The organism is Phyllobacterium sp. K27 (assembly GCF_054796155.1).
In genome coordinates this window covers 2,769,727-2,791,735 of the sequence record NZ_CM139240.1, presented here as the reverse complement: position 1 = coordinate 2,791,735, position 22,009 = coordinate 2,769,727, and the positions used below count along the sequence as shown (strand labels likewise).

Annotated in this window: 25 protein-coding genes; 12 read left to right on the top strand and 13 right to left on the bottom strand. The window is 52.5% G+C overall.

From position 1 onward, the window contains the following. Positions 1-2: 2 nt before the first annotated feature. Positions 3-851 (bottom strand): CAF17-like 4Fe-4S cluster assembly/insertion protein YgfZ, encoded by an 849-nt coding sequence (ygfZ, locus tag ACYJL1_RS13860; RefSeq protein WP_460895924.1) that lies wholly within the window; start codon positions 849-851, stop codon positions 3-5. A gap of 74 nt (positions 852-925) precedes the next feature. Here ygfZ and ACYJL1_RS13855 point away from each other — a divergent pair, with 74 nt between their 5' ends. Further along, the gene (locus tag ACYJL1_RS13855; RefSeq protein ID WP_460895923.1) at positions 926-2,260 is read left to right on the top strand and encodes a dihydroorotase; all 1,335 of its coding nucleotides are present in this window, start codon (positions 926-928) and stop codon (positions 2,258-2,260) included. Here ACYJL1_RS13855 and ACYJL1_RS13850 read toward each other — a convergent pair. The 7 genes from ACYJL1_RS13850 to ACYJL1_RS13820 all read right to left on the bottom strand — a co-directional run bounded on the left by ACYJL1_RS13850 (position 2,248) and on the right by ACYJL1_RS13820 (position 6,543). Continuing rightward, positions 2,248-3,036 (bottom strand): PhzF family phenazine biosynthesis protein, encoded by a 789-nt coding sequence (locus ACYJL1_RS13850; protein ID WP_460895922.1) that lies wholly within the window; start codon positions 3,034-3,036, stop codon positions 2,248-2,250. The two genes, ACYJL1_RS13855 and ACYJL1_RS13850, sit on opposite strands and share 13 nt — an antisense overlap. Before the next feature lie 27 nt (positions 3,037-3,063). After that, the gene (locus ACYJL1_RS13845; protein ID WP_460898043.1) at positions 3,064-3,882 is read right to left on the bottom strand and encodes a sigma-70 family RNA polymerase sigma factor; all 819 of its coding nucleotides are present in this window, start codon (positions 3,880-3,882) and stop codon (positions 3,064-3,066) included. Positions 3,883-3,940: 58 nt separating this feature from the next. Next, on the bottom strand, positions 3,941-4,396 hold the full coding sequence (locus ACYJL1_RS13840; RefSeq protein WP_460895921.1) for a carboxymuconolactone decarboxylase family protein: 456 nt from the start codon (positions 4,394-4,396) through the stop codon (positions 3,941-3,943). A gap of 92 nt (positions 4,397-4,488) precedes the next feature. Next, positions 4,489-5,283: a hypothetical protein gene (locus tag ACYJL1_RS13835; protein ID WP_460895920.1), complete on the bottom strand. Its 795-nt coding sequence runs from the start codon at positions 5,281-5,283 to the stop codon at positions 4,489-4,491. A 20-nt stretch (positions 5,284-5,303) separates the two neighbouring features. Further along, complete coding sequence (locus ACYJL1_RS13830) at positions 5,304-5,561, bottom strand: hypothetical protein (RefSeq protein WP_122087663.1); 258 nt, start codon at positions 5,559-5,561, stop codon at positions 5,304-5,306. Positions 5,562-5,663: 102 nt separating this feature from the next. Next, entirely contained in the window at positions 5,664-6,032 is a 369-nt protein-coding gene (locus ACYJL1_RS13825) for a TIGR02301 family protein (RefSeq protein WP_460895919.1), read from the bottom strand. A gap of 70 nt (positions 6,033-6,102) precedes the next feature. Then, positions 6,103-6,543: an NUDIX hydrolase gene (locus tag ACYJL1_RS13820; protein WP_460898042.1), complete on the bottom strand. Its 441-nt coding sequence runs from the start codon at positions 6,541-6,543 to the stop codon at positions 6,103-6,105. A 98-nt stretch (positions 6,544-6,641) separates the two neighbouring features. Between ACYJL1_RS13820 and ACYJL1_RS13815 the strand changes: the two genes are divergently transcribed. Both ACYJL1_RS13815 and ACYJL1_RS13810 read left to right on the top strand, forming a co-directional pair. After that, a complete protein-coding gene (locus ACYJL1_RS13815) occupies positions 6,642-7,406 on the top strand; it encodes an SOS response-associated peptidase (protein ID WP_460895918.1) in 765 nt (254 codons plus the stop codon). 34 nt (positions 7,407-7,440) lie between these two features. Next, positions 7,441-8,055 (top strand): LysE/ArgO family amino acid transporter, encoded by a 615-nt coding sequence (locus tag ACYJL1_RS13810; protein ID WP_460895917.1) that lies wholly within the window; start codon positions 7,441-7,443, stop codon positions 8,053-8,055. Here the strand turns inward: ACYJL1_RS13810 and ACYJL1_RS13805 are convergent. After that, on the bottom strand, positions 8,032-8,199 hold the full coding sequence (locus ACYJL1_RS13805) for a hypothetical protein (protein WP_460895916.1): 168 nt from the start codon (positions 8,197-8,199) through the stop codon (positions 8,032-8,034). The genes ACYJL1_RS13810 and ACYJL1_RS13805 overlap by 24 nt on opposite strands. Positions 8,200-8,574: 375 nt before the next feature. Between ACYJL1_RS13805 and cysS the strand changes: the two genes are divergently transcribed. The 4 genes from cysS (at position 8,575) to rarD (ending at position 13,182) form a co-directional block, all read left to right on the top strand. Continuing rightward, positions 8,575-10,029: a cysteine--tRNA ligase gene (gene cysS, locus ACYJL1_RS13800; protein WP_460895915.1), complete on the top strand. Its 1,455-nt coding sequence runs from the start codon at positions 8,575-8,577 to the stop codon at positions 10,027-10,029. Then, entirely contained in the window at positions 10,026-10,520 is a 495-nt protein-coding gene (locus ACYJL1_RS13795; RefSeq protein WP_460895914.1) for a GFA family protein, read from the top strand. The genes cysS and ACYJL1_RS13795 overlap by 4 nt, the downstream gene beginning before the upstream one ends. Next, positions 10,517-12,130, top strand: a complete 1,614-nt coding sequence (gene cimA / locus ACYJL1_RS13790) for a citramalate synthase (RefSeq protein ID WP_460895913.1) — start codon at positions 10,517-10,519, stop codon at positions 12,128-12,130. The genes ACYJL1_RS13795 and cimA overlap by 4 nt, the downstream gene beginning before the upstream one ends. 101 nt (positions 12,131-12,231) lie before the next feature. Continuing rightward, positions 12,232-13,182 (top strand): EamA family transporter RarD, encoded by a 951-nt coding sequence (rarD, locus tag ACYJL1_RS13785; protein WP_460895912.1) that lies wholly within the window; start codon positions 12,232-12,234, stop codon positions 13,180-13,182. Here rarD and ACYJL1_RS13780 read toward each other — a convergent pair. Beyond that, positions 13,179-14,168, bottom strand: coding sequence for a CorA family divalent cation transporter (locus ACYJL1_RS13780; RefSeq protein ID WP_460895911.1), 990 nt, complete (start codon positions 14,166-14,168; stop codon positions 13,179-13,181). The two genes, rarD and ACYJL1_RS13780, sit on opposite strands and share 4 nt — an antisense overlap. Before the next feature lie 21 nt (positions 14,169-14,189). After that, positions 14,190-14,795: an LOG family protein gene (locus ACYJL1_RS13775; RefSeq protein ID WP_460895910.1), complete on the bottom strand. Its 606-nt coding sequence runs from the start codon at positions 14,793-14,795 to the stop codon at positions 14,190-14,192. Between the two features lie 159 nt (positions 14,796-14,954). On the opposite strand from ACYJL1_RS13775, the gene ACYJL1_RS13770 reads away from it, so the two are divergent. From ACYJL1_RS13770 to pssA, 5 genes are all read left to right on the top strand, one after another. Beyond that, positions 14,955-16,178, top strand: coding sequence for a LysM peptidoglycan-binding domain-containing protein (locus ACYJL1_RS13770; protein WP_460895909.1), 1,224 nt, complete (start codon positions 14,955-14,957; stop codon positions 16,176-16,178). Between the two features lie 88 nt (positions 16,179-16,266). Next, entirely contained in the window at positions 16,267-16,626 is a 360-nt protein-coding gene (locus tag ACYJL1_RS13765) for an ArsR/SmtB family transcription factor (protein WP_460895908.1), read from the top strand. Between the two features lie 71 nt (positions 16,627-16,697). Further along, positions 16,698-18,515, top strand: a complete 1,818-nt coding sequence (locus tag ACYJL1_RS13760) for an ABCB family ABC transporter ATP-binding protein/permease (protein ID WP_460898041.1) — start codon at positions 16,698-16,700, stop codon at positions 18,513-18,515. A gap of 126 nt (positions 18,516-18,641) precedes the next feature. Next, positions 18,642-19,340 carry a phosphatidylserine decarboxylase gene (locus tag ACYJL1_RS13755; RefSeq protein WP_460895907.1) on the top strand — a complete coding sequence of 233 codons (699 nt, stop codon included), beginning with the start codon at positions 18,642-18,644 and terminating at the stop codon, positions 19,338-19,340. Between the two features lie 3 nt (positions 19,341-19,343). Next, positions 19,344-20,186, top strand: coding sequence for a CDP-diacylglycerol--serine O-phosphatidyltransferase (gene pssA / locus ACYJL1_RS13750; protein ID WP_460895906.1), 843 nt, complete (start codon positions 19,344-19,346; stop codon positions 20,184-20,186). Positions 20,187-20,201: 15 nt separating this feature from the next. Here pssA and ACYJL1_RS13745 read toward each other — a convergent pair whose 3' ends face one another. Next, positions 20,202-21,200 (bottom strand): alpha/beta hydrolase family protein, encoded by a 999-nt coding sequence (locus ACYJL1_RS13745; protein WP_460895905.1) that lies wholly within the window; start codon positions 21,198-21,200, stop codon positions 20,202-20,204. Positions 21,201-21,239: 39 nt separating this feature from the next. Next, positions 21,240-21,947 (bottom strand): hypothetical protein, encoded by a 708-nt coding sequence (locus tag ACYJL1_RS13740; RefSeq protein WP_460895904.1) that lies wholly within the window; start codon positions 21,945-21,947, stop codon positions 21,240-21,242. Positions 21,948-22,009 lie beyond the last annotated feature (62 nt).

Sequence of the window (22,009 nt, the reverse complement as noted above, 5' to 3'; positions counted from 1 at the left end):
GGTTACGCTTTCTGCGCAGTCATGGGAAATGTAAACCGGTGTTCGGGTGGAATGGCAAGCTGGATCAAAATATCTCCTGCCAAAATAGGGGTAGCGCTGTCCATTGCATCTTTAACGCGGTCGATGCGGACAAGCGCCAGTCCGCTCCGCCCTGCAACGCTTCCCAGCGTGCCAACCTCACGTCCATTTGCCGTTATGGATGTTCCTGCCGGGGGCAAGTCGACCTTGCTATCAACAATCAGAATTCGTCGCCTGGCGGTGCCGCGATGCTGCATACGGGAAACAACTTCCTGACCAATGAAACAGCCCTTCTTGAAGGATACACCATTGATCTGGTCGAAATTAATGTCATGCGGAAAAGCATCGCCCGGCGTATAGTCTATGGGGGCTTCGGCTACTCCATGGGCAATCCGCAGACGCGTCCATGCGTCGACATTCTCGTTGAAAGCAGTGTTGCCGTAGTAGCGGAAAACTTCCAGATCGTCAGGAAAGCGCTCATCCTGAACCATTGAATCAGATTCTGAAACACCTGAATCATTTCCCCACGAAACAGCCACAAGCGATTCAGAATCAACGGCAATCTGCACTTTGGCGCGAAGCTTGTAGAGGCTTAGTCGCTTGGCAAAATCATCGACCGCAGACTGCAAAGTATCGAGACGCAAGCCATCGGCAGATCGTGAGACCAGAAACTCGAACATGATCTTGCCTTGAGGGCTGAGCAGGGCGCCGGGTTGAAGTTTGCCTTTTTGCAAATGGTCGAGATCTGTCGTGATCAGGTTCTGCAGGAAGTTTTCTGCTTCTTCGCCTGTAACGTTCAGGACCGCTCTTCCGCTTAAAAGTGCCGATGGCATTGCATTATCCTTGCCTTATCTGTTCCTGTTACGTAATCCGCTCGGGACAGGTTCGCAAGGTGAAGGAGATTGAAATGGCCCAAACATTCGACACGATTTATCGCAGTGGCATGGTGGTCAATCAGGATGGTGTCGGTTTGCGCGATATTGGTATCACCAATGGGCGCATTGCAGCTATCGGCAATCTTGGCACCGCATCGGCGCGCGAAATCATCGATGCGACAGGTTTGCATATCCTTCCCGGCGTCGTTGACAGTCAGGTGCATTTCCGTGAGCCGGGTCTTGAACACAAGGAAGATCTTGAGAGTGGCTCCCGCTCTGCTGTTCTTGGTGGTGTCACGGCGGTTTTCGAAATGCCGAACACAAAGCCGCTAACCACATCAGCAGAGACTCTTGAAGATAAGGTTCGTCGCGGCAAACATCGTATGCATTGCGATTTCGCCTTCTGGGTGGGCGGCACACGTGAAAATGCGCATGATGTTCCCGAACTGGAGCGCCTGCCGGGCGCTGCGGGCATCAAGGTTTTCATGGGTTCCTCTACCGGTGATCTTCTTGTTGAAGACGATGATGGTGTCCGTTCAATCCTCAAAAATACCCGCCGTCGCGCTGCCTTCCACTCTGAAGACGAGTTTCGCCTGCGTGAACGCGAAAGCTTCCGCGTGCAGAATGATCCTTCGTCGCATCCAGTCTGGCGCGATGAAATCGCGGCCCTTCAGTGTACCGAACGGTTAGTACGAATTGCCCGTGAAACGGGTGCCCGCATTCATGTTCTACATATCTCTACGGCAGAGGAGATCGATTTTCTTGCTCAACATAAGGATGTGGCGAGCTGCGAGGCCACGCCACACCATCTGACACTTGAAGCCAGCCTATATGCAACGCTTGGAACATTAATTCAGATGAATCCGCCAGTACGCGATGTCCGTCATCGCGATGGCGTCTGGAAAGGGATCGGGCAGGGGATTGTCGATGTGCTGGGTTCCGACCATGCACCCCACACATTGGAAGAAAAGTCCAAACCCTATCCCGCGTCACCTTCCGGCATGACCGGTGTGCAGACGCTTGTGCCGATCATGCTCGACCACGTAAATGCCGGGCGCCTTTCCATTGAGCGTTTCGTTGATCTTAGCTCGCATGGTCCAAATCGCTTGTTCGGGATGGCCCGCAAGGGGCGCATCGCTGTTGGCTATGATGCGGATTTGACCGTAGTCGACATGAAACGCCGTGAGACTATCACCAATGAACAGGTTGGTTCAAAGGCTGGCTGGACACCTTATGATGGCAAAATCGTTACCGGGTGGCCCGTAGGCACGATTGTGCGTGGCATCAAAGTCATGTGGGACGGCGAGATCGTTACCCCGTCACAAGGCGAGCCAGTGCTATTTGGAGAGGCGCTTCAAGGCAGATAAATCTCGGCCTTCATAAATGTTACCGCCGCTCCACTGATCAGCACACGATCATCGGCGAGTTCGCAAAGCAAATGCCCGCCACGCTTTGAGCGCTGAAAGGCGGACAGATGGTTTTTGCCGAGCTTGGCGGCCCAGTATGGTACAAGCGTCGAATGAATTGATCCTGTTACCGGATCTTCCGGAATGCCGGCATGGGGTACAAAATAGCGCGATACAAAATCATGCTCTTTGCCTTTGCCGGTAATCACCAGTCCGAACGGGTCAAGCAGTGTAATCTTCGGCAGGTTGGGAATGAAATCGAGGACGGCCTGCTCATTTTCCAGCTCAACAAAAACATTCTCAAAATTCTGGAACGCCGTAATATCGTCCAGAGGGGTAATATCTTTGAGTGCCGGGAGAAGATCGGTCGCTGGCTCTGGCGCAAAGCACGGAAAATCAAGCTGATAACCTGAATGCGTTTTGTTGACGCGCAAAGTTCCAACCCTCGTCTCAAATGACAGTTCACCTTGTACACCAAGCTCATGCAGCAAAACATGGGATGAGGCGAGGGTAGCGTGACCACAGAAGTTTACTTCGTGAACAGGCGTAAACCAGCGCAAATCCCAGCCATTTGAGTTGCGTTTGACAAAGGCAGTCTCTGCAAGATTATTCTCGGTAGCAATGTTTTGCATGGTTTCGACCGGAAGCCAGTCATCAAGCACGAGGACCGCTGCCGGATTGCCTCGGAAAAGCTCGTTGGTGAAAGCATCCACCTGATACATTGTCAGCGCGCTCATGGAACCTCTTGCGTCTCAAAAATGAATTCAAGCTGTACCTTTTGCCGGTAATTTCGCAAACTGCAAATGTTGGAGTTTTTCCGGGTTACGCATGACATAGATGGCTTTGATCTTGCCGTTCTCAATTTCCAAAGCAGTTGTTTGCGGCAGGTCATCGGACTCCATTGTTGCAAAGCCATGCAGGCCATCAATGAAGCCTTCAAACAATAATGTGGGCAGCTTGAATTCTGCGCGGCGTGAAACAGCTTCAAAGAACCGCGTAATATTCTCAGCCGTATAAATAGGATTGACCACCGAGAGCCTTATTCCTCCTCCATCGGCATACATGACAACATCATCTGCCAGAAGGCTTTGAAGCGTCTGTGTGTCACCAGTGCGTGAGGCATTGAAGAACGCGGCTGCAATTCTATTGCCTTGTTCATCAGAAACTGGAAATCGCGGCTTGGCCTTTTGTATATGGTTGCGTGCCCGGCTTGCGAGCTGCCTGCACGTTGCGGCATCCCGATCAATGGTCTCGGCGATTTGCTTGAAATCATGGCCGAATACATCGTGCAGCAAAAATGCGGCACGCTCAAGCGGCGACAGCCGTTCGAGGGCCACCATCAGGGTTAGCGTGATATCATCCTCAGACTCTTCTTCGTCCGGATTGAATATCGGTTCTGGCAGCCAGTCACCGACATATTTTTCCCTGCGGACACGTGCCGATTTCAAATGATCAAGGCAAAGCCGCGTGATTACGCTGACAAGAAAAGCTTCTTCGCTGCGCACATTAGACTTGTCGGTCTGGTGCCAGCGAATGAAGCCTTCCTGAACAATGTCCTCCGCCTCCGCGACTGACCCGAGCATGCGATAGGCAATCCGGGTCAGCCGCGGTCTGAGGCGGCTGAACGTCTCTAGTGTATTGTCAGGCTGCGACACTGGCTTTTGCTACCGGATGTATGGAGCGGAAACCGATCGCGATGCGGTTCCAACCGTTGATAGTGACAATGAGCATCGTCAGTTTCACAATTTCCTCCTCGGTGAAGTGCAGTTTGAGCGCTTCATAATCACTGTCGGGCGCATGCGTCTGCGAAACGAGAGTCAGTGCCTCCGTCCAAGCCAAGGCAGCCCGTTCCCTGTCGCTATATAATGGCGATTCTCTCCAACCGTTCAGCAAATAAATACGTTGCTCGGTTTCGCCATGCTTACGTGCATCCTTGGAATGCATGTCAAGGCAATATGCGCAACCATTGATCTGCGATGCACGCATCTTGACGAGTTCTTGCAGGCTTTTTTCCACGCCGTCGCCTTCAACGCTCTCACTCATGGTGAGCATTGGCTTGATGGCGTCAAAATTGATGGGGTTTAATCTGGCTTTCATGATCTGTCTCCTGTTTGGCATTCGGTTGCCTGAACATGAGACGAGATAGAGTTGCCGGATGTGACATTACATAAAAATAAACTGAATAAAAATCAGTCGCCAGTCACGAAAAAGCGCCAGCGGCCTTTCGGTGTAATACCCAGACGATAGAAAACATAAGCACCAAACTGCTTCATCTCATCATAATCGCCAGCTGTAACGATTTGAAAGAGTTCAACTTTTTGCTTTGCGTCAAGCTTGTCCAAGGGATAGGCGAAGAAATAGGGCCAAACATACAGCTCGTCCGCTGTATCTGCATCAATATGGACATAACCGGACTCAAGCACATCGACCAGAATGGCCAGTATTTCCTGCCCGTCCGGGTCTCCTGCCTGGCTTTTCAGATAAGTCAGTGGGTCGCCATCAACTTCGGCCAGCGAAAGCATGGTCACATCATCGCCAGATCCGATGAGGGGCCGCAATGCGTCAATATTGCCTGATTTCGCAGCTTCGAGGATAAGCTGATGCATTTTTTGTACCGGGAAGGGCAGCTTGGTAAGATCGTACTGAATCTCTGGCGTTTCCGCTCCATCCTTGGCATTCGGCAATGCCGGATTGGTAGCCTTGGCATCAGCATCGCCATCATCCGCCGCAGGTTGCGTTGGTGCAGCGGCCGGCGTGTCTGTCGGGGCGGGAGGAGGCGTCTGCGTTTCGCCAGTCGGCTGGTCAGCATTGGGCTTGGCCGGTTCTGCCGCCTTAGGCAGTTCTTCCTTTTTGATTTCGCTCAACGCAAGTTGTATCGGAGCAACCGAGTTTGCAGACCATGCGGGCATGCTCAATGCACATACCGCTGTCGCCAGCATGACGGTTCTGGCGAAAGGATAAGCGGAAAGATGCTTTTCAAGCATAAAGGTCACCCGGAATTGAATTACTGCAGAATGCGATTGGCGGAAAACTCGCCAGCAGAGATACGTTCGCGCAAGCCTTCGAGCAAGGCCAGCGCGGACACTTCACCGTTATCGCGGATAAGCTCGATCAGCGCCGTGGCAAATGCTGCTTCCGCCATAATCTCCGGTTCGATGCCTTCAAGCGTGCCGTCAGCCCAGACTTCATTCTGATATTCGATCGCTACAAGCTTTTTCTCTTCAGCAACCAACTTATCAATTTCTGTCGAGGTCATGTTCATGGTGTACCATCCTTGGCCGGAGCCAATTCTTAAAGTGCCGCTAAACAATACCATAGGTTTTGCTTAAAATGCGGTTCATTGGCTTCAACAGTTAAAGCCTGGTTAATTTCCATAGCCCGATACGATCTCGGAAGAAAGCTTTGTTCCTTCCTGCTCATAGCGGTCAATCGCCGCAATTGCCTGACTGGTACAGGCTGAATACGTCTCGTTGAAGGTCCGGTATCCCCGGTTGAAACTTGCTATCAGCCGCGCCTTACGCACAGGATCCGGGTTTTCTGCCAGCAAAAGCGCATCCATTCTGTCACGCCATTGGCTGCTGTTTTCGCCGCATATGTTGCGTAATGAGTGGATGGAGCCCAGCACTTCCGCCAGTCTTATCAGTTTGCTTTCGTAAAGCGGGTCAACCGCATAGGCAGGTGCAGTGCGAGAAATTGCCGTCAATGCCAATATGATAAACGCTATTCGACGCACAAAACTGCCTTGAGCTGAGTTCCCCAAGCTCTTGTCACCCGAAAGCAAGGCAGCTTCAAGGCACGCGTGGTTAATACCCTCTGCTTTTAAAGCCCTGCGAAAGTTCCTGCGCAACGTCAAGTACACTTTCCGTAACGTCGAACTGAGCCATTTCTTCGTATCGCAACCAATGAACTGCTGCCGCATCGTCAGCCGCGATTGCCTCACCAACGGCATTGTGTGCGAGAAAAACCGCAAGGCGAAAGGGTTTGGGAGAAGGGAATTCCGGTGTGGAGTAATCGAAAGTCACTGTCGTGAGGTAGGTGACCATCGCTGCCGTGAGGCCGGTTTCCTCCTGCAGTTCCCTTATTGCCGCTTCTTGCGGTGTCTCACCATCCTCCCGTCTTCCGCCGGGAAAGGCGAGCCAGCCTTTCGAGGGTTCACGGCCGCGCTCAACCAGAAGGAATGCGCCGTCACGCATACAGACTGTGGATACACCGTCGACAGTCGCGGAAAGAGGAATTTGGTCCATATCCAAGCGGTAAACTCAGCGACTCGATTTGACAAGATGATGGTACTTAAGCAAGTGGTGCAGATGCAAGATTACGACAATGTAGAAGCAGGTTAGACATGTGCGGACGCTTTTCACTTCTTGGGACCCCTGAAGAAATAGCCGCCTATCTTGCGCTCATGGAGCTGGAGGATTTTCCGCCACGCTTCAACATTGCTCCAACGCAGCCGATCCTGATGGTTGTGAGCGGCGAAACTCCGCCGCCTGGCAGCAATCGCCCGGATCGCAAAGCCCTGCTTGTCCGCTGGGGTTTCATTCCGGGGTGGGTCAAGAATACGGCTGACTATCAGCTGATGATCAATGCAAGATCCGAAACTGCAATCGAAAAGGCCTCGTTCAAAACAGCCATGCGCCATCGACGGGCTCTCATTCCGGCGTCCGGCTTCTATGAATGGCGACGCAGTGGAGACAAAAAATCTCAAGCTTACTGGATCAGACCCCGCAATGGCGGCATCATCGCATTTGCAGGGCTTTATGAGCCTTGGGCAAACGCGGAAGGCTCCGAAATGGATACCGGAGCCATACTCACGACGAGTGCCAATGATGATATTCGGCATGTTCACGATCGTATGCCTGTCATTATCGAACAAAAGGATTTTGCCCGTTGGCTTGATTGCAAAACGCAGGAACCGCGTCATGTTGCCGATTTGATGAAACCGGCGCAACCGGATTTCTTTGAGGCTATTCCGGTCTCGGATAAGGTCAACAAGGTCGCCAATACTGGTCCGGATATTCAGGACAGGGTGCTTGAAAACCTAAGCGAACCCAAAAAATCTGCTCGCAACAATCCCGAAGAACCTGATACGCAGATGAAATTATTCTAATTCATTGCCAATCAAATAACAGGAAACTCTCCGAATGTTCTCAGCCGCACTTTCCGGTTTTCTTCTTGGCGGTTCGCTCATTATCGCGATTGGCGCTCAGAATGCTTTCATACTGCGTCAAGGCCTGCTTCGCGAGCATGTGTTTATTCTCAGTTTAATCTGCGCTTTATCCGATGCACTGCTAATTACCGCCGGAGTCGCTGGCCTTGGCACATTGATTGCTCAGTCGCCCAAACTCATCTCATTTGTAACGCTTGGAGGCGCGATATTTCTGTTCTGGTATGCCTCGATAGCATTCAGGCGTGCGGTGCACCCAGAGGCGATGCAGGCTGCGCGTGTGGGTAGTAGCTCTTTGAAAGTCGCCATTGGCACGGTGCTGGCACTGACGTTCCTCAACCCGCACGTCTATCTGGATACAGTTGTCCTGCTTGGCGGCCTTTCCGCCCGCTTCGAAGGTGTCAACCGCGCGGCTTACGGCGCTGGCGCGGCGATTGCGTCCTTCGTCTGGTTTTTTGGTCTCGGCTATGGCGCGAGGCTGTTGCAACCGGTGTTTGCCCGGCCCGCTGCCTGGCGCGTGCTTGATGTTATCATCGGCCTTGTCATGGCCGGCATAGCGCTTAGTCTCTTAGTCCGTTTCCTGCACAATTGAAGCAAGCTTCAAAGGAGGACGCTGGCGAATGGAATTGAGAACTGCTGCCTGAATCGCTGCTGGACCGATTGCACGGTATTGCGAGGCGAGATGGTCGGCAAAGGTGCTTTCTCGCGGCTTTGCAGTTTGTTGCGTTGGCATCATGGGTCTGGTCCTTTTGGGCGGGGCCTATTCCCCTTTTGTATAAGACAGGAATCCCGTTCAAATTGGCCGGAAAAAAGGCACTTTCCGGGAGGATTTTAGGCTTTCCGGTTAATTTGCATTAACGATTATGATCCCGACAAATTTGCAACACCAGCTTCCAATCCGGCGCTTGACGATTGGCCTGCGCTCAATCATAAAGGCACCCATGAAAACGTTGCCAGTCACGATTATTATTATCTGTCGGACCATTATCAGCTAGCATTTGCTGGCCCGGCCGTTTTCATCTCAAATTTTCAGTACCAAAGATGCAAATATGCCGGTCAAGCGACCCGTCTGTTGATATCCTGTATGTTAACCTGAAAATTGAGACGATCCATGCCGCATGACATAAGCCTCTACAATACGCTGACACGCTCGAAGGAAAAATTCGAGCCAATCGACAGTAAAAACGTGCGCATGTATGTCTGTGGTCCGACGGTCTATGACTATGCCCATATCGGCAACGCCAGACCTGTCATCGTCTTTGATGTGCTGTTTCGGCTTTTGCGCCAGACGTATGGCGAGAACCACGTCACTTATGTCCGTAACATCACGGATGTCGATGACAAGATTAACGCACGCGCTGCCCGGGATTTTCCTGAACTGCCGCTGAATGAAGCTATTGGCAAGGTTACACAGGCTACGAACGCCCAGTTTCAGGCCGATGTGACAGCGCTTGGCAATCTGGAACCGTCAGCACAGCCCCAGGCGACCGAGTATATTGCGGAAATGGTCGCAATGATTGATCGCTTGGTAGAGCGCGGTGTTGCTTATGTTGCTGATGGGCATGTGCTGTTTTCGCCCTCCGCAATGAACGCGGCGAGGGGGCCGCGCTATGGGCTTCTGGCACGCCGTTCTGCCGATGATATGCTCGCAGGTGCGCGTGTCGACGTTGCTTCGTATAAGCGCGACGAGATGGACTTTGTTTTGTGGAAGCCTTCGAAGGAAGGGGAGCCCGGTTGGCCGTCACCTGCGGGGATTGAGGGTCTTGGTCGTCCCGGCTGGCATATAGAGTGCTCGGCAATGTCGATGGCAAAGCTATTGGAGCCATTCGGCGGCGGATTGCAATGCGATGATCCAATGAAGAACATCTTCGATATCCACGCCGGTGGCATCGATCTTGTATTTCCTCATCATGAAAACGAGATCGCCCAATCATGCTGCGCGTTTGGCACTGATCGGATGGCCAATATCTGGATGCATAATGGTTTTCTTCAGGTCGAAGGCCAGAAGATGGCCAAAAGTGCCGGGAATTTCTTCACCATCAACGAATTGTTGAACACAACGACATTCGGTAACCGGAAGTGGTCGGGTGCTGTACTGCGTCTGGCGATGCTCATGACCAATTATCGTGAGCCGATTGATTTCACTCTCAATCGGCTGGAGGAGGCCGAAAACGTTCTCGCAAAAGCGCGGGAATATGGGGGATCTGCCGCTGTCGGATGGGTGCCCGATGAGGCTTTGGAGATATTGTCCGATGATCTTGCAACGCCAGGACTCATTAACTGGCTGGCCACTGTGCGTAAATCCCGGGCGCTGGATCCTGCAGCCTATAAGGCAACATTTGCATTGCTCGGCATTGATTTGAGCGGCAATGCAGACGAAGTGTCGTCTGAATTCATTGCCGAGATTGAAGCCAAAATAACGCAAAGGCTGGAACTGCTCGGCGCCAAAGATTTTGCCGAAGCAGATGCTATCCGTTATGAATTGCTGGAAAAAGGCATTCAGCTGAAAGATGGCAAGGATGCGGTCACTGGCGAACGTGTGACGACTTGGGAGGTAAAGCGGTGAGTTTGGATAACAAACCAGTCTACACCGGAGGCTGTCAATGCGGAGCCGTGCGGTTCCGCGTTGAGGGCGCATTGGGAAGCCCATCAATCTGTCATTGCCGTATGTGCCAGAAAGCATTCGGCAATTTCTTTGCTCCGCTGGTTTCAGTAACGGATGCGGATTTGACCTGGACCCGAGGTGAACCAAAACGGTTTCAATCGTCCAATCATGTCAAGCGAGGCTTTTGCGCCGCATGTGGAACACCACTGACCTACGAAGCGCCCGATGGTATAGCTCTTGCCATTGGCGCCTTTGATGAGCCGGAAGAACTCGCGCCGACGGTTCAATGGGGACTTGAAGGCAAATTGCCTTATGTCGATAATCTCTTATCTTTGCCCGGATATACATCTGAGGGCGATCCTGACTCCGTCGATTTCTTGAAAACAATGGTTTCGTATCAGCATCCGGATTTTGATACAGACACATGGCCTGCGGAAGAGACCGACAAGTGAGCAAAGAACGCATCTACCTTTTCGACACGACTTTGCGTGATGGTCAGCAGACGCCCGGCATTGATTTCTCAGTCGAAGACAAGAAAGTCATCGCCGCAATGCTCGATGAGTTTGGCTTCGACTATGTTGAGGGTGGCTATCCCGGAGCGAACCCGACCGATACGGCATTCTTTGCTGAAAAGCGCACGAGCCGTGCAAAATTTGCCGCTTTCGGCATGACAAAACGCGCGGGTGTTTCCGTTTCAAATGATCCTGGTGTTACAGCGCTCATTAGCTCTTCTGCCGATACGGTTTGTTTCGTCGGCAAGAGCTGGGATTATCATGTTCGCGTTGCACTTGGTTGTACAAATGAAGAAAACCTTGAGTCCATAGACACATCGGTGAGGGCTGCTGTCAAAGCCGGCAAGGAAGCCATCGTTGACTGCGAGCACTTCTTTGACGGGTACAAAGCAAATCCTGACTACGCGCTGGCTTGTGCCAAGACCGCCTATGATGCGGGCGCGCGTTGGGTAGTCCTGTGCGATACCAATGGCGGCACGCAACCTGCCGAAGTGACGCAGATTGTCAAAGCCGTTACGAAATTCATCCCCGGTGACCACCTCGGTATTCACGCGCATAATGATACGGAGCAGGCTGTCGCAAACTCGCTGGCTGCTATCGATGCCGGTGTTCGTCACGTGCAGGGCACGCTTAATGGTATCGGGGAGCGCTGCGGCAATGCCAACCTGATCACCATTATCCCGACATTGATGCTCAAGCCCGCATGGGCGGATCGCTTCGAGACTGGCATCAGTCTTGAAAAGCTGAAGGGTTTGTCGCGTCTGTCACGCAGTTTCGATGAGTTGCTCAACCGCGCGCCGAACGCGCAGGGAGCATTCGTCGGCTCTTCCGCCTTTGCCACAAAGGCGGGAATTCACGCTTCTGCCCTGATCAAGGAGCCTGCGACTTATGAACATGTTCCGCCGGAAACGGTGGGCAATCGCCGCAAGGTCATGGTTTCTGACCAAGGCGGCAAGTCCAATTTTATCAACGAGCTGGAGCGGCGCGGCATATCTGTCAGCAAAACCGACCCACGTCTTGATACGCTGATATCTCTTGTCAAAGAGCACGAGGCCGAAGGTTATGCCTATGAAGGCGCTGATGCCAGTTTTGAGCTATTGGCGCGGCGCACGCTTGGCACCGTGCCGGAGTTTTTCAAGGTGGATTCATTCCGTTGCATGGTTGAGCGCCGCTTCGATGCCAACGGAAATATAAAAACTGTCTCCGAAGCTGTGGTTCGCATGGAGGTTGACGGCGAAATGCGCATGTCGGTGGCTGAAGGTCATGGGCCGGTTAATGCGCTCGATCTTGCCTTGCGCAAGGACATGGGCAGTTATCAGGATGAGATCAACGATCTTGTTTTGGCGGACTTCAAAGTCCGTATCCTCAATGGTGGTACGGAAGCGATTACCCGGGTTTTGATTGAATCGACCGATTCAACCAATGTCAGATGGTGGACGGTCGGAGTTTCCGACAATATCATTGACGCATCTTTTCAGGCGCTAATGGACTCTGTGGTCTATAAATTGATGAAAAATCGCGACCTTGCGGGAAAAATAGCGGCGGAATAGGTCATTTTGGCCGGAAAAATGCCAAAACATCAAATGGCTTGATGTTTCGATCATTCGAATTCAATGGACGTAGTGCAGGCTGAGGTCTAGGGATTCGCACCATGAGCGAACAAGCAAAAATGAATGCCGCAATCGAAGCTGTACCTTTGCCGGGTATGTCAGATGGCAAAAAGGGCTTTATATTTGCTCTCTCAGCCTATCTGCTCTGGGGTATTCTTCCGTTTTATCTAAAGTCGGTTGCGCACATCCCTGCACTTGAAGTTGTCGCGCACCGGATTGTCTGGTCTGTGCCAATTGCCGGGCTTCTGCTTTGGTGGCTCGGTCTGTTTGGCGATCTCAAGATTGCTTTGACGACGCCGCGCATGTTGGCGATGGCTACACTCACCGCCAGTCTGATCACTGTAAACTGGGGTACATATGTCTGGGCTATCGGTTCCGGCCATGCGATTGATACGGCTTTGGGTTACTACATAAACCCGCTGGTCAATGTTGTTCTTGGTGCAGTGTTTCTCGGGGAGCGCTTATCGAAGCCCCAAATGGTTGCAGTTGCCCTTGCTGCTTGTGCGGTGCTCCTTCTCACCATCTATTCGGGTGGTTTGCCATGGATATCGCTGGTTCTTGCCTTCAGCTTCGGGTTCTATGGTTTCTTCCGCAAGACTTTGCCTATCGGCCCGACGCAAGGTTTCATGCTGGAAGTTTTGATCCTGTCGATCCCTTCGCTTGTTCTGATCGGATGGACCATCATGCAGGGCACGAGCCATTTCGCTCAAGGCAGCGCGCATGATATCGGCCTCTTGCTCTTTGCGGGCCCTGCAACTGCCGTTCCGCTTATTCTTTACGCTTTTGGTGCGAAACTGCTCCGATACACCACCATTGGCCTGATGCAATATATTGCGCCGACGATCGTGTTTCTGAGTGCAATCTTTGTGTTTGGTGAGCCGTTCTCCCATATTCAGTTCATTGCGTTTGCTCTGATCTGGTCGGCGCTGGCTATCTATACCTGGTCCATGCTGCACGAAGCACGTAAAGCTCGTCCAGTTGCAGCAGTTTAACGCCGTGAGCCACCAATCTTGCGGACGAACAGATAGACCGTCACTGAAATAAACAGCGCTGCAGAGGCCACAATCCAGAATCCGTGTGGACTTTCCAGAAATGGCAACCCGCCAGTATTCATTCCGAACAGACCGCTGATCACTGTGGTGGGCAGCAGGACGGCTGTCATGATCGACAAAATATAAAGAAACTGGTTCGACTGGTCGGACAGTTTTGCCATAAGTTCATCCTGCAATAGCCGCGCGCGTTGCTGCAATTGCTCTCCCTCTGCGTGCAGAGTTTCTGCTCGGCGCGACAGACCCTCAATCAAATCATCCACATTCTCAGGAAAAGCGCGCCGGTCAGCATGGTCGATATGGCGAAAGAGGCTGGTCGCGGCTGTCAAATGACGATGAAACAGCACAATCTGACGCCTAACGGGCACGAGCCGTTCCCGTTCGCCCTGCCAATTTTCGCCAACAATATGATCTTCGATTGAGTCCAGCGTTTCGGAAAGCTTTGCGATTTCTGCTTTCAAAAGTTCGAGAAAACGCCGAAATATGGCGTTAAACAGTTCAAGCGGTGTCTCGGGTCTTATCTTGTCTCGCAGTATGAACTGCCGGACATCATCGACCGATTGCAGAGGATGTCTGCGCCCGCTGATGAAGAGTTTTTCATTTAAGGCGAAGCGGAAATAGCCCAGTTGGCGTGCGTCGCCATAATGCTCGTGCTGCAGGTCGGGGAGTTCACCGAAAAGCCAGCCATCTTCATAGCTGATCTGATATTGATCACCCGCAGCAAGCAATGTTTCTTTGACCGCTTCCGGCAGGGCGGTGTCAATATCCAGGCTGCGCTTGGCGCGCACGTCGACCAGCGCGTAATTTTTCCATGACCAGCTGATATCCGTTGCAACTTTGGTAGTCAGCGCGCCACTGGCATCAAAATTATGGACTATGACAAAATCGTCTATCCGGGGCGATACAGACTGGGGATCGAGCGTGTCCATGATGCTGATCCCTCTATCCTGTCAGAGCCGCTCAATGATAGCTTCATTGCCTTCCCGATCACCCTTGGATGCAGCATTAAGGATCGCAGGCACAATATCTTCCGGCCTGTCTACCACAATCGGATTGACCAAATGTGACGTATGAACGAAGCCTTCGGCCTTCATATGATTAATCAACGCCAGCATTGGATTCCAGAAACCATTGATATTGGCGAAGACCATTGGCTTTCTGTGACGGCCAAGCTGCGCCCAAGTCATGATCTCGACAATTTCCTCGACAGTCCCGATGCCACCGGGAAGGGTGACAAATGCATCGGAACGCTCGAACATCTTATGTTTGCGCTCGTGCATATCCTCAGTGACAATCAATTCGGAAAGCTGTTGCAATGAATGCTCGGTGGCTTCCTTGTTCATAAGGAATTTTGGTATGATGCCGGTTACCTTGCCGCCTGCAGACATAACGCCATCGGCAACAGCCCCCATAATACCTTTTGTGCCGCCGCCATAAATCAGCTCAAGGCCATGCTCAGCAATTGAACTTCCAAGCAGCTTGCCGCTTTGTTTATAAATTGGATCACGGCCCGGCGACGAACCGCAGTAAACACAAATGGATCGAATCTTGCTCATATAGCCTTGGTGCCTTTTGCTTTGCAGACAGTCAAGCGTGACAAATCGGGACACCCTACCGCTTTGGCTGGATCAAAGGTATAGTAGGGCAAGTTTGCGTCGTTTCTTGTAGAGAAACGTAAAAGACGCTAGAGCAAAAAGAACAAGAGGTAAAAAACAATGCTCAGCACACGATTTGCATTATTGGGGATTAGCGCCATTGTTGCGGCGGGGTTGGTTGCGCTTTATCTGGCAGATGTTTCGGGTAAAACAGACGCTGACAAACCAGCAGCCATTGCCGATATGGACACTTCGGCGAAACCCGCAGCGCCAGCGGTTGAACCGGCCGTTCCAGCGCCCTCTGCCGGGAATGCCCCAACACAACAGGCAGCAAAGCCGCAGCCAGAGCTAACAACGGTTCCACCAAGCTCTGGCGCCCCCACTTTTGATGTGCTGCGTGTTGAGCCCTCGGGATCGATTGTCATCGCCGGAAAGGCGTCAGCCAGTGCCACCGTTGATCTGCTTTCGCGCTCCAAAGTTATTGGTACCACCAAATCCAACGAAAGCGGTGACTTTGTCATTGCTCTCGATGATCCTTTAAAGCCTGGCGACTATCAGCTCGTGCTGCGTTCTACTGGTGCCAATGGTATAGCCATGACGTCGATCGAAACAGCGATAGTCTCCATTCCTGAATCCAAGACTGGACAGGTGCTGGCTCTCGTTGAACAATCCGGTCAGCCAAGCCGGATGATCACGACGCCGGAGGCCACACCCGCACCTGACGCAGGGCAGACAATTGCCAGCGCTGCACCCAAAGGCGACAAGCCTGTGGTCCAGCCGGCCGTCAAAGCCCGGATTGCTGTGGAGGCTGTCGAGATTGAAGGTAATAAGCTCTTCATCGCCGGAACCGCCGAAGCCGGTTCAACCGTGAAAGTTTATGCAAACAGCGATTTGCTTGGTTCGACGATGACAACACCCGAAGGGCGCTTTCTTGTGCAGACCGTAAAGGAATTGGCAGTCGGCGATTACATCGTTCGCGCCGATATGCTCGGGCCTGACGGGGTTACTGTTCTTGCAAAGTCTGCCGTACCTTTCAAGCGCGAGGCAGGCGAGCGTATCTCCGCCGTCGCATCTGCATCAGCTAACGGTGAACCTGTGCAGACAGAGAGTGCAACAGCGCAAGTTGCAACAGGCGATGCCGCCGCCCCGCTGCAAAGCGTTGAGGGTTCGGTCATTATTCGCCGAGGCGATAATCTGTGGCAGATTTCGCGCCGGACCTATGGCGAGGGGATGCGCTACACCACGATCTACCTTGCGAACAAGGAGCAGATCCGCAACCCTGACCGCATTTTCCCCGGCCAGGTCTTTACTTTGCCTGAGAACGACAAACCGGCTGTTCAGTAGAAATATCCACTGTGTTTCGGCAATTTTACGCAAAAGATTTGCAGGCGGCATTGCAATGATAGGTTGCATCGTTTATCGACGATGAACGATGACTTGCCAGAAAACCCTTGAGGATATTGAAACTGCGCGCATTCTTGCGGCGCTTGCTCATCCGGCACGTTTGCGCATCGTGCGCCAGCTCTCCTGTCTTGATGCATCATGCTGCAAGGATATCGTCGCTGGTCTGGATCTTGCCCAGTCAACTGTTTCGCAGCATCTCAAGATTTTGGTTGAAGCTGGATTGGTTCGTTACCGTCAATCCGGCCAAAGCTCACATTACAGCATCGATCCGGCAGCGTTCACCCATGTTGCGACGCTTGTAAACAATATGGCCGAGCTTTGCTGTCCACCGCAGAATATCACTCCACCGCAGCCGCAAGTCTGGCGCGAAAACGTGCTTGAGGATTAGAAGTGACCGATAAGACCGTATCATCCGAATCTGGAAAGACGTTTCAGACAATTCGAAACCTTTGGCCCTATATGTGGCCGTCAGAACGCCCTGATCTGCGCATGCGGGTCGTGTGGGCCACGGTCTACCTCGTCATTTCCAAAATTGTACTGATCCTCGTTCCCTATTTTTTCAAGTGGGCGACCGATGCATTGAACGGCAAGCTGGAGGTTTCCGAGCTTTTGCCGGTTTTGCTTATCGGCCCACTTATGTTGGTTGCCGCCTACAATGTGGCGCGCATTGTTCAGGCCGGGCTTAACCAGCTGCGCGATGCGTTGTTTGCCAGTGTCGGGCAATATGCCGTGCGCAAGCTTGCTTATAAAACGTTTGTGCATATGCACCAATTGTCTCTGCGTTTCCATGTCGAACGGCGAACCGGCGGCCTGTCGCGCATTATCGAGCGTGGTACAAAGGGCATTGAGACGATCGTGCGTTTCACGATCCTCAATACTGCGCCGACGGTGATTGAATTTCTTCTGACCGCCATCATATTCGCCGTGACATACGGACTTTCCTATGTGGCGGTCGTGGTAGCCACGGTCTGGCTCTATACCTGGTTCACGGTTCGGGCCAGCAATTGGCGCATCGGCATTCGCCGCGACATGAACGATTCCGACACGGATGCCAATTCCAAGGCCATCGACTCGTTGTTGAACTTCGAGACCGTTAAGTATTTTGGCAATGAAACCATGGAAGCGAAGCGTTTCGACGGGGCAATGGCGCGATACGAAGTCTCCGCCACCCGCATCTGGACGTCGCTCGGTTGGCTGAATTTTGGTCAGGCGGTGATATTCGGTATCGGCATGGCGGTCATGATGATCATGTCGGGCAGGGAGGTCATGGCGGGCACGCAGACAATTGGCGACTTTGTTTTCATCAATGCCATGTTGATGCAGCTTTCCATTCCGCTGAATTTTATCGGCTTCATTTATCGCGAAATCCGCCAGGGATTGACCGATATTGAGCAGATGTTCGATCTGCTCGATGTTGAGCAGGAAGTAATGGACAAGCCGAATGCGAAGCCTCTAGCTATCGATCACGGCACGGTTCGCTTTGACGATGTGCAATTTGCCTACGACCCAAAGCGCCCGATTTTGAAGGGGGTCAGCTTTGAGGTTCCTGCGGGCAAGACCGTTGCCATCGTCGGGCCCTCCGGCGCGGGCAAGTCAACACTGTCGCGCCTGCTGTTTCGCTTCTACGATATCCAAAGTGGCTCCATCAGCATTGACGGGCAGGATATCCGAGATGTGACGCAGGAAAGCCTGCGCTCAGCCATTGGCATGGTGCCGCAGGATACGGTGCTCTTCAACGACTCTATTGCTTATAACATCCGTTATGGCCGGATTAGCGCTACCGATGAGGAGATGCGCAATGCCGCGGAGCTTGCGCAGATCGGGCCATTCATCGACACCTTGCCTGAAGGTTATCAGTCTATGGTTGGTGAACGCGGGCTCAAGCTTTCAGGCGGTGAAAAGCAACGCGTTGCAATTGCTCGAACAATTCTCAAAGCACCGCCCATTCTCGTCCTTGATGAGGCGACCTCGGCTCTGGATAGCGCCACCGAACACGAAATCCAATCGGCACTCGATCTGGTCAGCCGTGACCGGACAACGCTGGTTATCGCACACAGGCTTTCGACCATTATCGGCGCTGATGAAATTATCGTTTTGAAGGATGGTGTGATCGCCGAGCAAGGTACACACACCAAGCTGCTGAAAATTAAAGGTCTGTATGCGTCGATGTGGAATCGCCAACGCGAAGCCACCGAGGCCGAAGAGCGGCTGCGCCGCGTACAAGCGGAAGACGATCTTGGTGTTGTTGTTCGTGGAAAGCCTGCTATGCCCGCGTGAATGGTTTGCCCCCGCAGCCAATCTCCGATAAGAACGCGCAAACGCGTTGAAAACTTGCCATCATGTAACGACATTGCGCAAAGCGCTTCGCGACCACATGATGCTGGCATAATCAGGATTAGATGAATGAGCCTTGTTGATACGATCCGCAATACTTTCGTGCCCATCCACAAGGAAGGCTATCCTTTCATCGCAGGCTTCGCCGTTGCCACCCTTATTCTTGGTTACCTTTGGGGGCCATTGTTCTGGATCGGTCTGATACTGACTGCCTGGTGCATTTATTTCTATCGCGATCCCCAACGCGTAACGCCAACCGACGACAAGCTGGTTATAAGTCCGGCAGATGGCCTCGTCTCGGCAGTGGGTCCGGCAGTGCCTCCACGCGAGCTTGGATTGGGCGATACGGAAATGACCCGGATCTCCGTATTCATGAATGTCTTCTCTTGCCACATTAATCGCGCCCCGGTTCGTGGCCGAGTTTCCACAATCGTCCACAAACCCGGCAAGTTTCTCAACGCCGAACTCGATAAGGCCAGCGCGGAAAATGAACGCAATGGTCTGGTTATTGAAAGCCCCAATGGCGAAGTGGCCGTTGTACAGGTTGCCGGTCTGGTTGCCCGTCGTATTGTATGCTGGGTTGATGAAAGCAATTCAATCTCTATCGGTGAGCGCTTTGGCTTGATCCGTTTCGGCTCGCGTGTCGATGTCTACCTGCCGCAAGGTTTTGTGCCGCGTGTTGCAGTTGGTCAAACAGCTGTTGGTGGAGAATCGGTCATTGCTGAATTTGGCGGCGAGCCAAGCGCTCCACTTGTCCGGATAAGCTGACCAATGCCATTGGAGCACGAAACAGACCCTTTGTTTGACGAGAAGCGTCAAAATGCAGAACCCAAAGGCAAGCGCATCCCACTGCGCTACCTGATGCCCAATGTCATTACGGTTCTGGCCATCTGCGCCGGATTAACCGGGATAAGACTGGCGTTTGAGAACAGGTTCGAATTGGCCGTTTCAATGGTCCTGCTTGCTGCATTCCTTGACGGCATTGACGGGCGCATAGCCCGCATGATGAAGGGGTCGTCCAATTTTGGCGCTCAGATGGATTCACTGGCCGATATCGTCAATTTCGGCGTTGCACCGGCTCTGGTCCTCTATGCCTATATGCTGGATCAGGCGCGTTCTTTCGGCTGGATTGCGGCTTTGCTCTATTGCATTGCCTGCTGCTTGCGGCTCGCCCGCTTCAACGTGATGCTCGATGTCGCTGGCAAACCGCTCTGGCAGAACAATTTTTTCACCGGCGTTCCTGCGCCTGCGGGCGCAATGCTGGTCATGTTGCCGGTCTATCTTGGCTTTCTCGGCCTTGTCCCGACGCGCACTTTCGCCTTTATAGCGGCCGCCTACACGGTTGGCGTTGCGATACTGATGATCAGCCGTTTGCCGGTCTATAGCGGCAAATCGGCTGGCACCAAGCTGCGGTCGGACTGGGTCATGCCGACCTTCCTGTTTATCGTGGTCTACGTGGCATTCCTGATGAGCTATACTTGGGAAACACTAACATTGACGACAATCGCTTTCTTCTTGACCCTGCCATTCAGCTACAGGGCATGGAAGCGTTATGAATCTGCGGATGCCGCTGCTGCATCGGCCGAAACGGAAACTTCCGAAGCCTCTTCCTGACTTCGGAGCGAACAGCTATTTGCTTATAATGCTCAAGTGCGTGCGAAAGAAAACAAGAATGTCAGCATTGAATTGCTTGTGAAATGCAACACGGTCGAAGCCTGGCTCATCGCTACAAAGTTCCGTATCGCCAGAATCGGCCGCAAGTTTTGCAAAATTGGGGGTGCATGGCGGCAGAAAGGAGAAATGGTTGGAGTTTGGGACAAAGTGAAAATCGGGTTGTTTCGGTAGGTTGCGGACGATGGTTGCAGCATCATCGGGAGACACGCCGTCGAGACCATGTTCTGAGCCCGATAGTTGCACAGGAACTGATACCTTATCCAAACCTTCTTCAGTAAACAGGCTGCCACCTGCTGGATCAACAATCACAGCAGCTTTGATGCGCTCATCACTTTCCATTTCTGTAACAGAACCGGACTTAATCTGCTCGCAAAAACGATTACCGGGGTAGGTCGGACAATTGTTGAGCAATAGCTTCCAGTCCGGTTGTCCTCCAATCATTGCAATACCGGTATTGCCACCTCTGGAAAACCCAAACACGCCTATAAGGGCTGGATTGATCTGGCCTGCGTCCGGCCATGAACCAAGCAGATAATCTGTCAGCCTTTTGATATCAGTAGGGCGCTGGGTCATCGCTGCTATATCGCCAGGATCGCGGGTTTTGGACTGGCCACTGTCTCGCGGGTGATTGATCGCGGCGACCACAAACCCATTGTCAGCAAGCATTTCCGCGAGGCCGTGATAATTGCCAATCCAGCCGCCAACACCATGTGAGACTACAATAAGTGGAAGATTTTTGCCCGTAACAGGACAATCTTTCACCGCTGTCGAAAAGGCAAAACCGATGTCGATTTTCTCCGGCTTGCCTTTACATGGATACCAGAGCGCACCGGTAAGCGCAGGGCCGCGGTTGTCGGCGGGTACCTCGATGAACTTCAGCCCGGCGGATTGGGCCTGCTGAAATGTGCTGAATGCAGCAACAGCGAGAATGGCAGCGAGTTTGAGAGTTTTCATGGTCTAATTTCCTGATTCGATTGGGGGGCGTTTGGGGCTTCAACGGATCGTTGCGCGCACATAATCGCTCGTGATGTTGATGGAGGGTTTTGCGTCGGGGGTATTTGCAAGTTTGCTGTCGATTAAAGAGGCTTTGGCATCGACCGCATAGCTGATCGGTGTGTCCTTCAAAAAACTGAACGTGGCATCGAGCGCACGAGATTCGAGGCGGATTGTTTCGTTATTGCTGCTTCGGTCAAAGCGAACGTCGCTGCGCACCGCGTCGCCCTTGATATCGAAGCTGGAGGCATAGCCAACCAACGAAAAATCCGCTGCATTTCCACGAATGCGGATGCTGCGATACTCACCGGTAAGACGGGCAAGCAGTGCATGCTGTTCAATGTTGATGTCAGCGCCCTTGGGCAGATTGACGATAATCCGAACTTCGCAATCTGAGACGCTGAGAAGTGGAGTCTCAGTAACGTCAATCGTTAATGTCTGATCTTTGATTTCAGTTGTCGTTTTCGTATCACAGCGGTTCGAGAACCAGCTGGAGTACCAGCTGGCGAGCCAGCTTGTCCGAGTGCCTGTGATAATAGCGGCGTAGGGAGATGTGTCTAAAGTCGTAAAATCCACACGACTGTTCTCGCCGGTAATGATCACCTGCTTGATGGCAGTCACATCCAGTTGAGCTGCGGTCTCGGCCTTGGCTGCGACCGGTGTAAGAGTGGTAAAGAGCAGGATAAGCGAAGCAAATAATCCTGGCATGTCAATCTCCTTGAAATAGGCGCTTGGATTAGCGCCAGCACCAGGAGGCAGCAGTGCTCAAA

Bases quoted from the DNA above. Each gene is read 5' to 3' on its own strand.
- ACYJL1_RS13820 (WP_460898042.1), bottom strand. From the start codon at position 6,543: ATGGACCAAATTCCTCTTTCCGCGACTGTCGACGGTGTATCCACAGTC.
- ACYJL1_RS13840 (WP_460895921.1), bottom strand. From the start codon at position 4,396: ATGAAAGCCAGATTAAACCCCATCAATTTTGACGCCATCAAGCCAATG.
- ACYJL1_RS13755 (WP_460895907.1), top strand. From the start codon at position 18,642: ATGAGCCTTGTTGATACGATCCGCAATACTTTCGTGCCCATCCACAAG.
- ACYJL1_RS13745 (WP_460895905.1), bottom strand. From the start codon at position 21,200: ATGAAAACTCTCAAACTCGCTGCCATTCTCGCTGTTGCTGCATTCAGC.
- ACYJL1_RS13760 (WP_460898041.1), top strand. From the start codon at position 16,698: ATGTGGCCGTCAGAACGCCCTGATCTGCGCATGCGGGTCGTGTGGGCC.
- ACYJL1_RS13810 (WP_460895917.1), top strand. From the start codon at position 7,441: ATGTTCTCAGCCGCACTTTCCGGTTTTCTTCTTGGCGGTTCGCTCATT.
- ACYJL1_RS13830 (WP_122087663.1), bottom strand. From the start codon at position 5,561: ATGAACATGACCTCGACAGAAATTGATAAGTTGGTTGCTGAAGAGAAA.
- cysS (WP_460895915.1), top strand. From the start codon at position 8,575: ATGCCGCATGACATAAGCCTCTACAATACGCTGACACGCTCGAAGGAA.
- rarD (WP_460895912.1), top strand. From the start codon at position 12,232: ATGAGCGAACAAGCAAAAATGAATGCCGCAATCGAAGCTGTACCTTTG.
- ACYJL1_RS13855 (WP_460895923.1), top strand. From the start codon at position 926: ATGGCCCAAACATTCGACACGATTTATCGCAGTGGCATGGTGGTCAAT.
- ACYJL1_RS13780 (WP_460895911.1), bottom strand. From the start codon at position 14,168: ATGGACACGCTCGATCCCCAGTCTGTATCGCCCCGGATAGACGATTTT.
- ygfZ (WP_460895924.1), bottom strand. From the start codon at position 851: ATGCCATCGGCACTTTTAAGCGGAAGAGCGGTCCTGAACGTTACAGGC.
- ACYJL1_RS13775 (WP_460895910.1), bottom strand. From the start codon at position 14,795: ATGAGCAAGATTCGATCCATTTGTGTTTACTGCGGTTCGTCGCCGGGC.
- ACYJL1_RS13850 (WP_460895922.1), bottom strand. From the start codon at position 3,036: ATGAGCGCGCTGACAATGTATCAGGTGGATGCTTTCACCAACGAGCTT.
- ACYJL1_RS13740 (WP_460895904.1), bottom strand. From the start codon at position 21,947: ATGCCAGGATTATTTGCTTCGCTTATCCTGCTCTTTACCACTCTTACA.
- ACYJL1_RS13770 (WP_460895909.1), top strand. From the start codon at position 14,955: ATGCTCAGCACACGATTTGCATTATTGGGGATTAGCGCCATTGTTGCG.
- ACYJL1_RS13805 (WP_460895916.1), bottom strand. From the start codon at position 8,199: ATGATGCCAACGCAACAAACTGCAAAGCCGCGAGAAAGCACCTTTGCC.
- ACYJL1_RS13835 (WP_460895920.1), bottom strand. From the start codon at position 5,283: ATGCTTGAAAAGCATCTTTCCGCTTATCCTTTCGCCAGAACCGTCATG.
- ACYJL1_RS13845 (WP_460898043.1), bottom strand. From the start codon at position 3,882: ATGCTCGGGTCAGTCGCGGAGGCGGAGGACATTGTTCAGGAAGGCTTC.
- ACYJL1_RS13815 (WP_460895918.1), top strand. From the start codon at position 6,642: ATGTGCGGACGCTTTTCACTTCTTGGGACCCCTGAAGAAATAGCCGCC.
- ACYJL1_RS13765 (WP_460895908.1), top strand. From the start codon at position 16,267: ATGACTTGCCAGAAAACCCTTGAGGATATTGAAACTGCGCGCATTCTT.
- pssA (WP_460895906.1), top strand. From the start codon at position 19,344: ATGCCATTGGAGCACGAAACAGACCCTTTGTTTGACGAGAAGCGTCAA.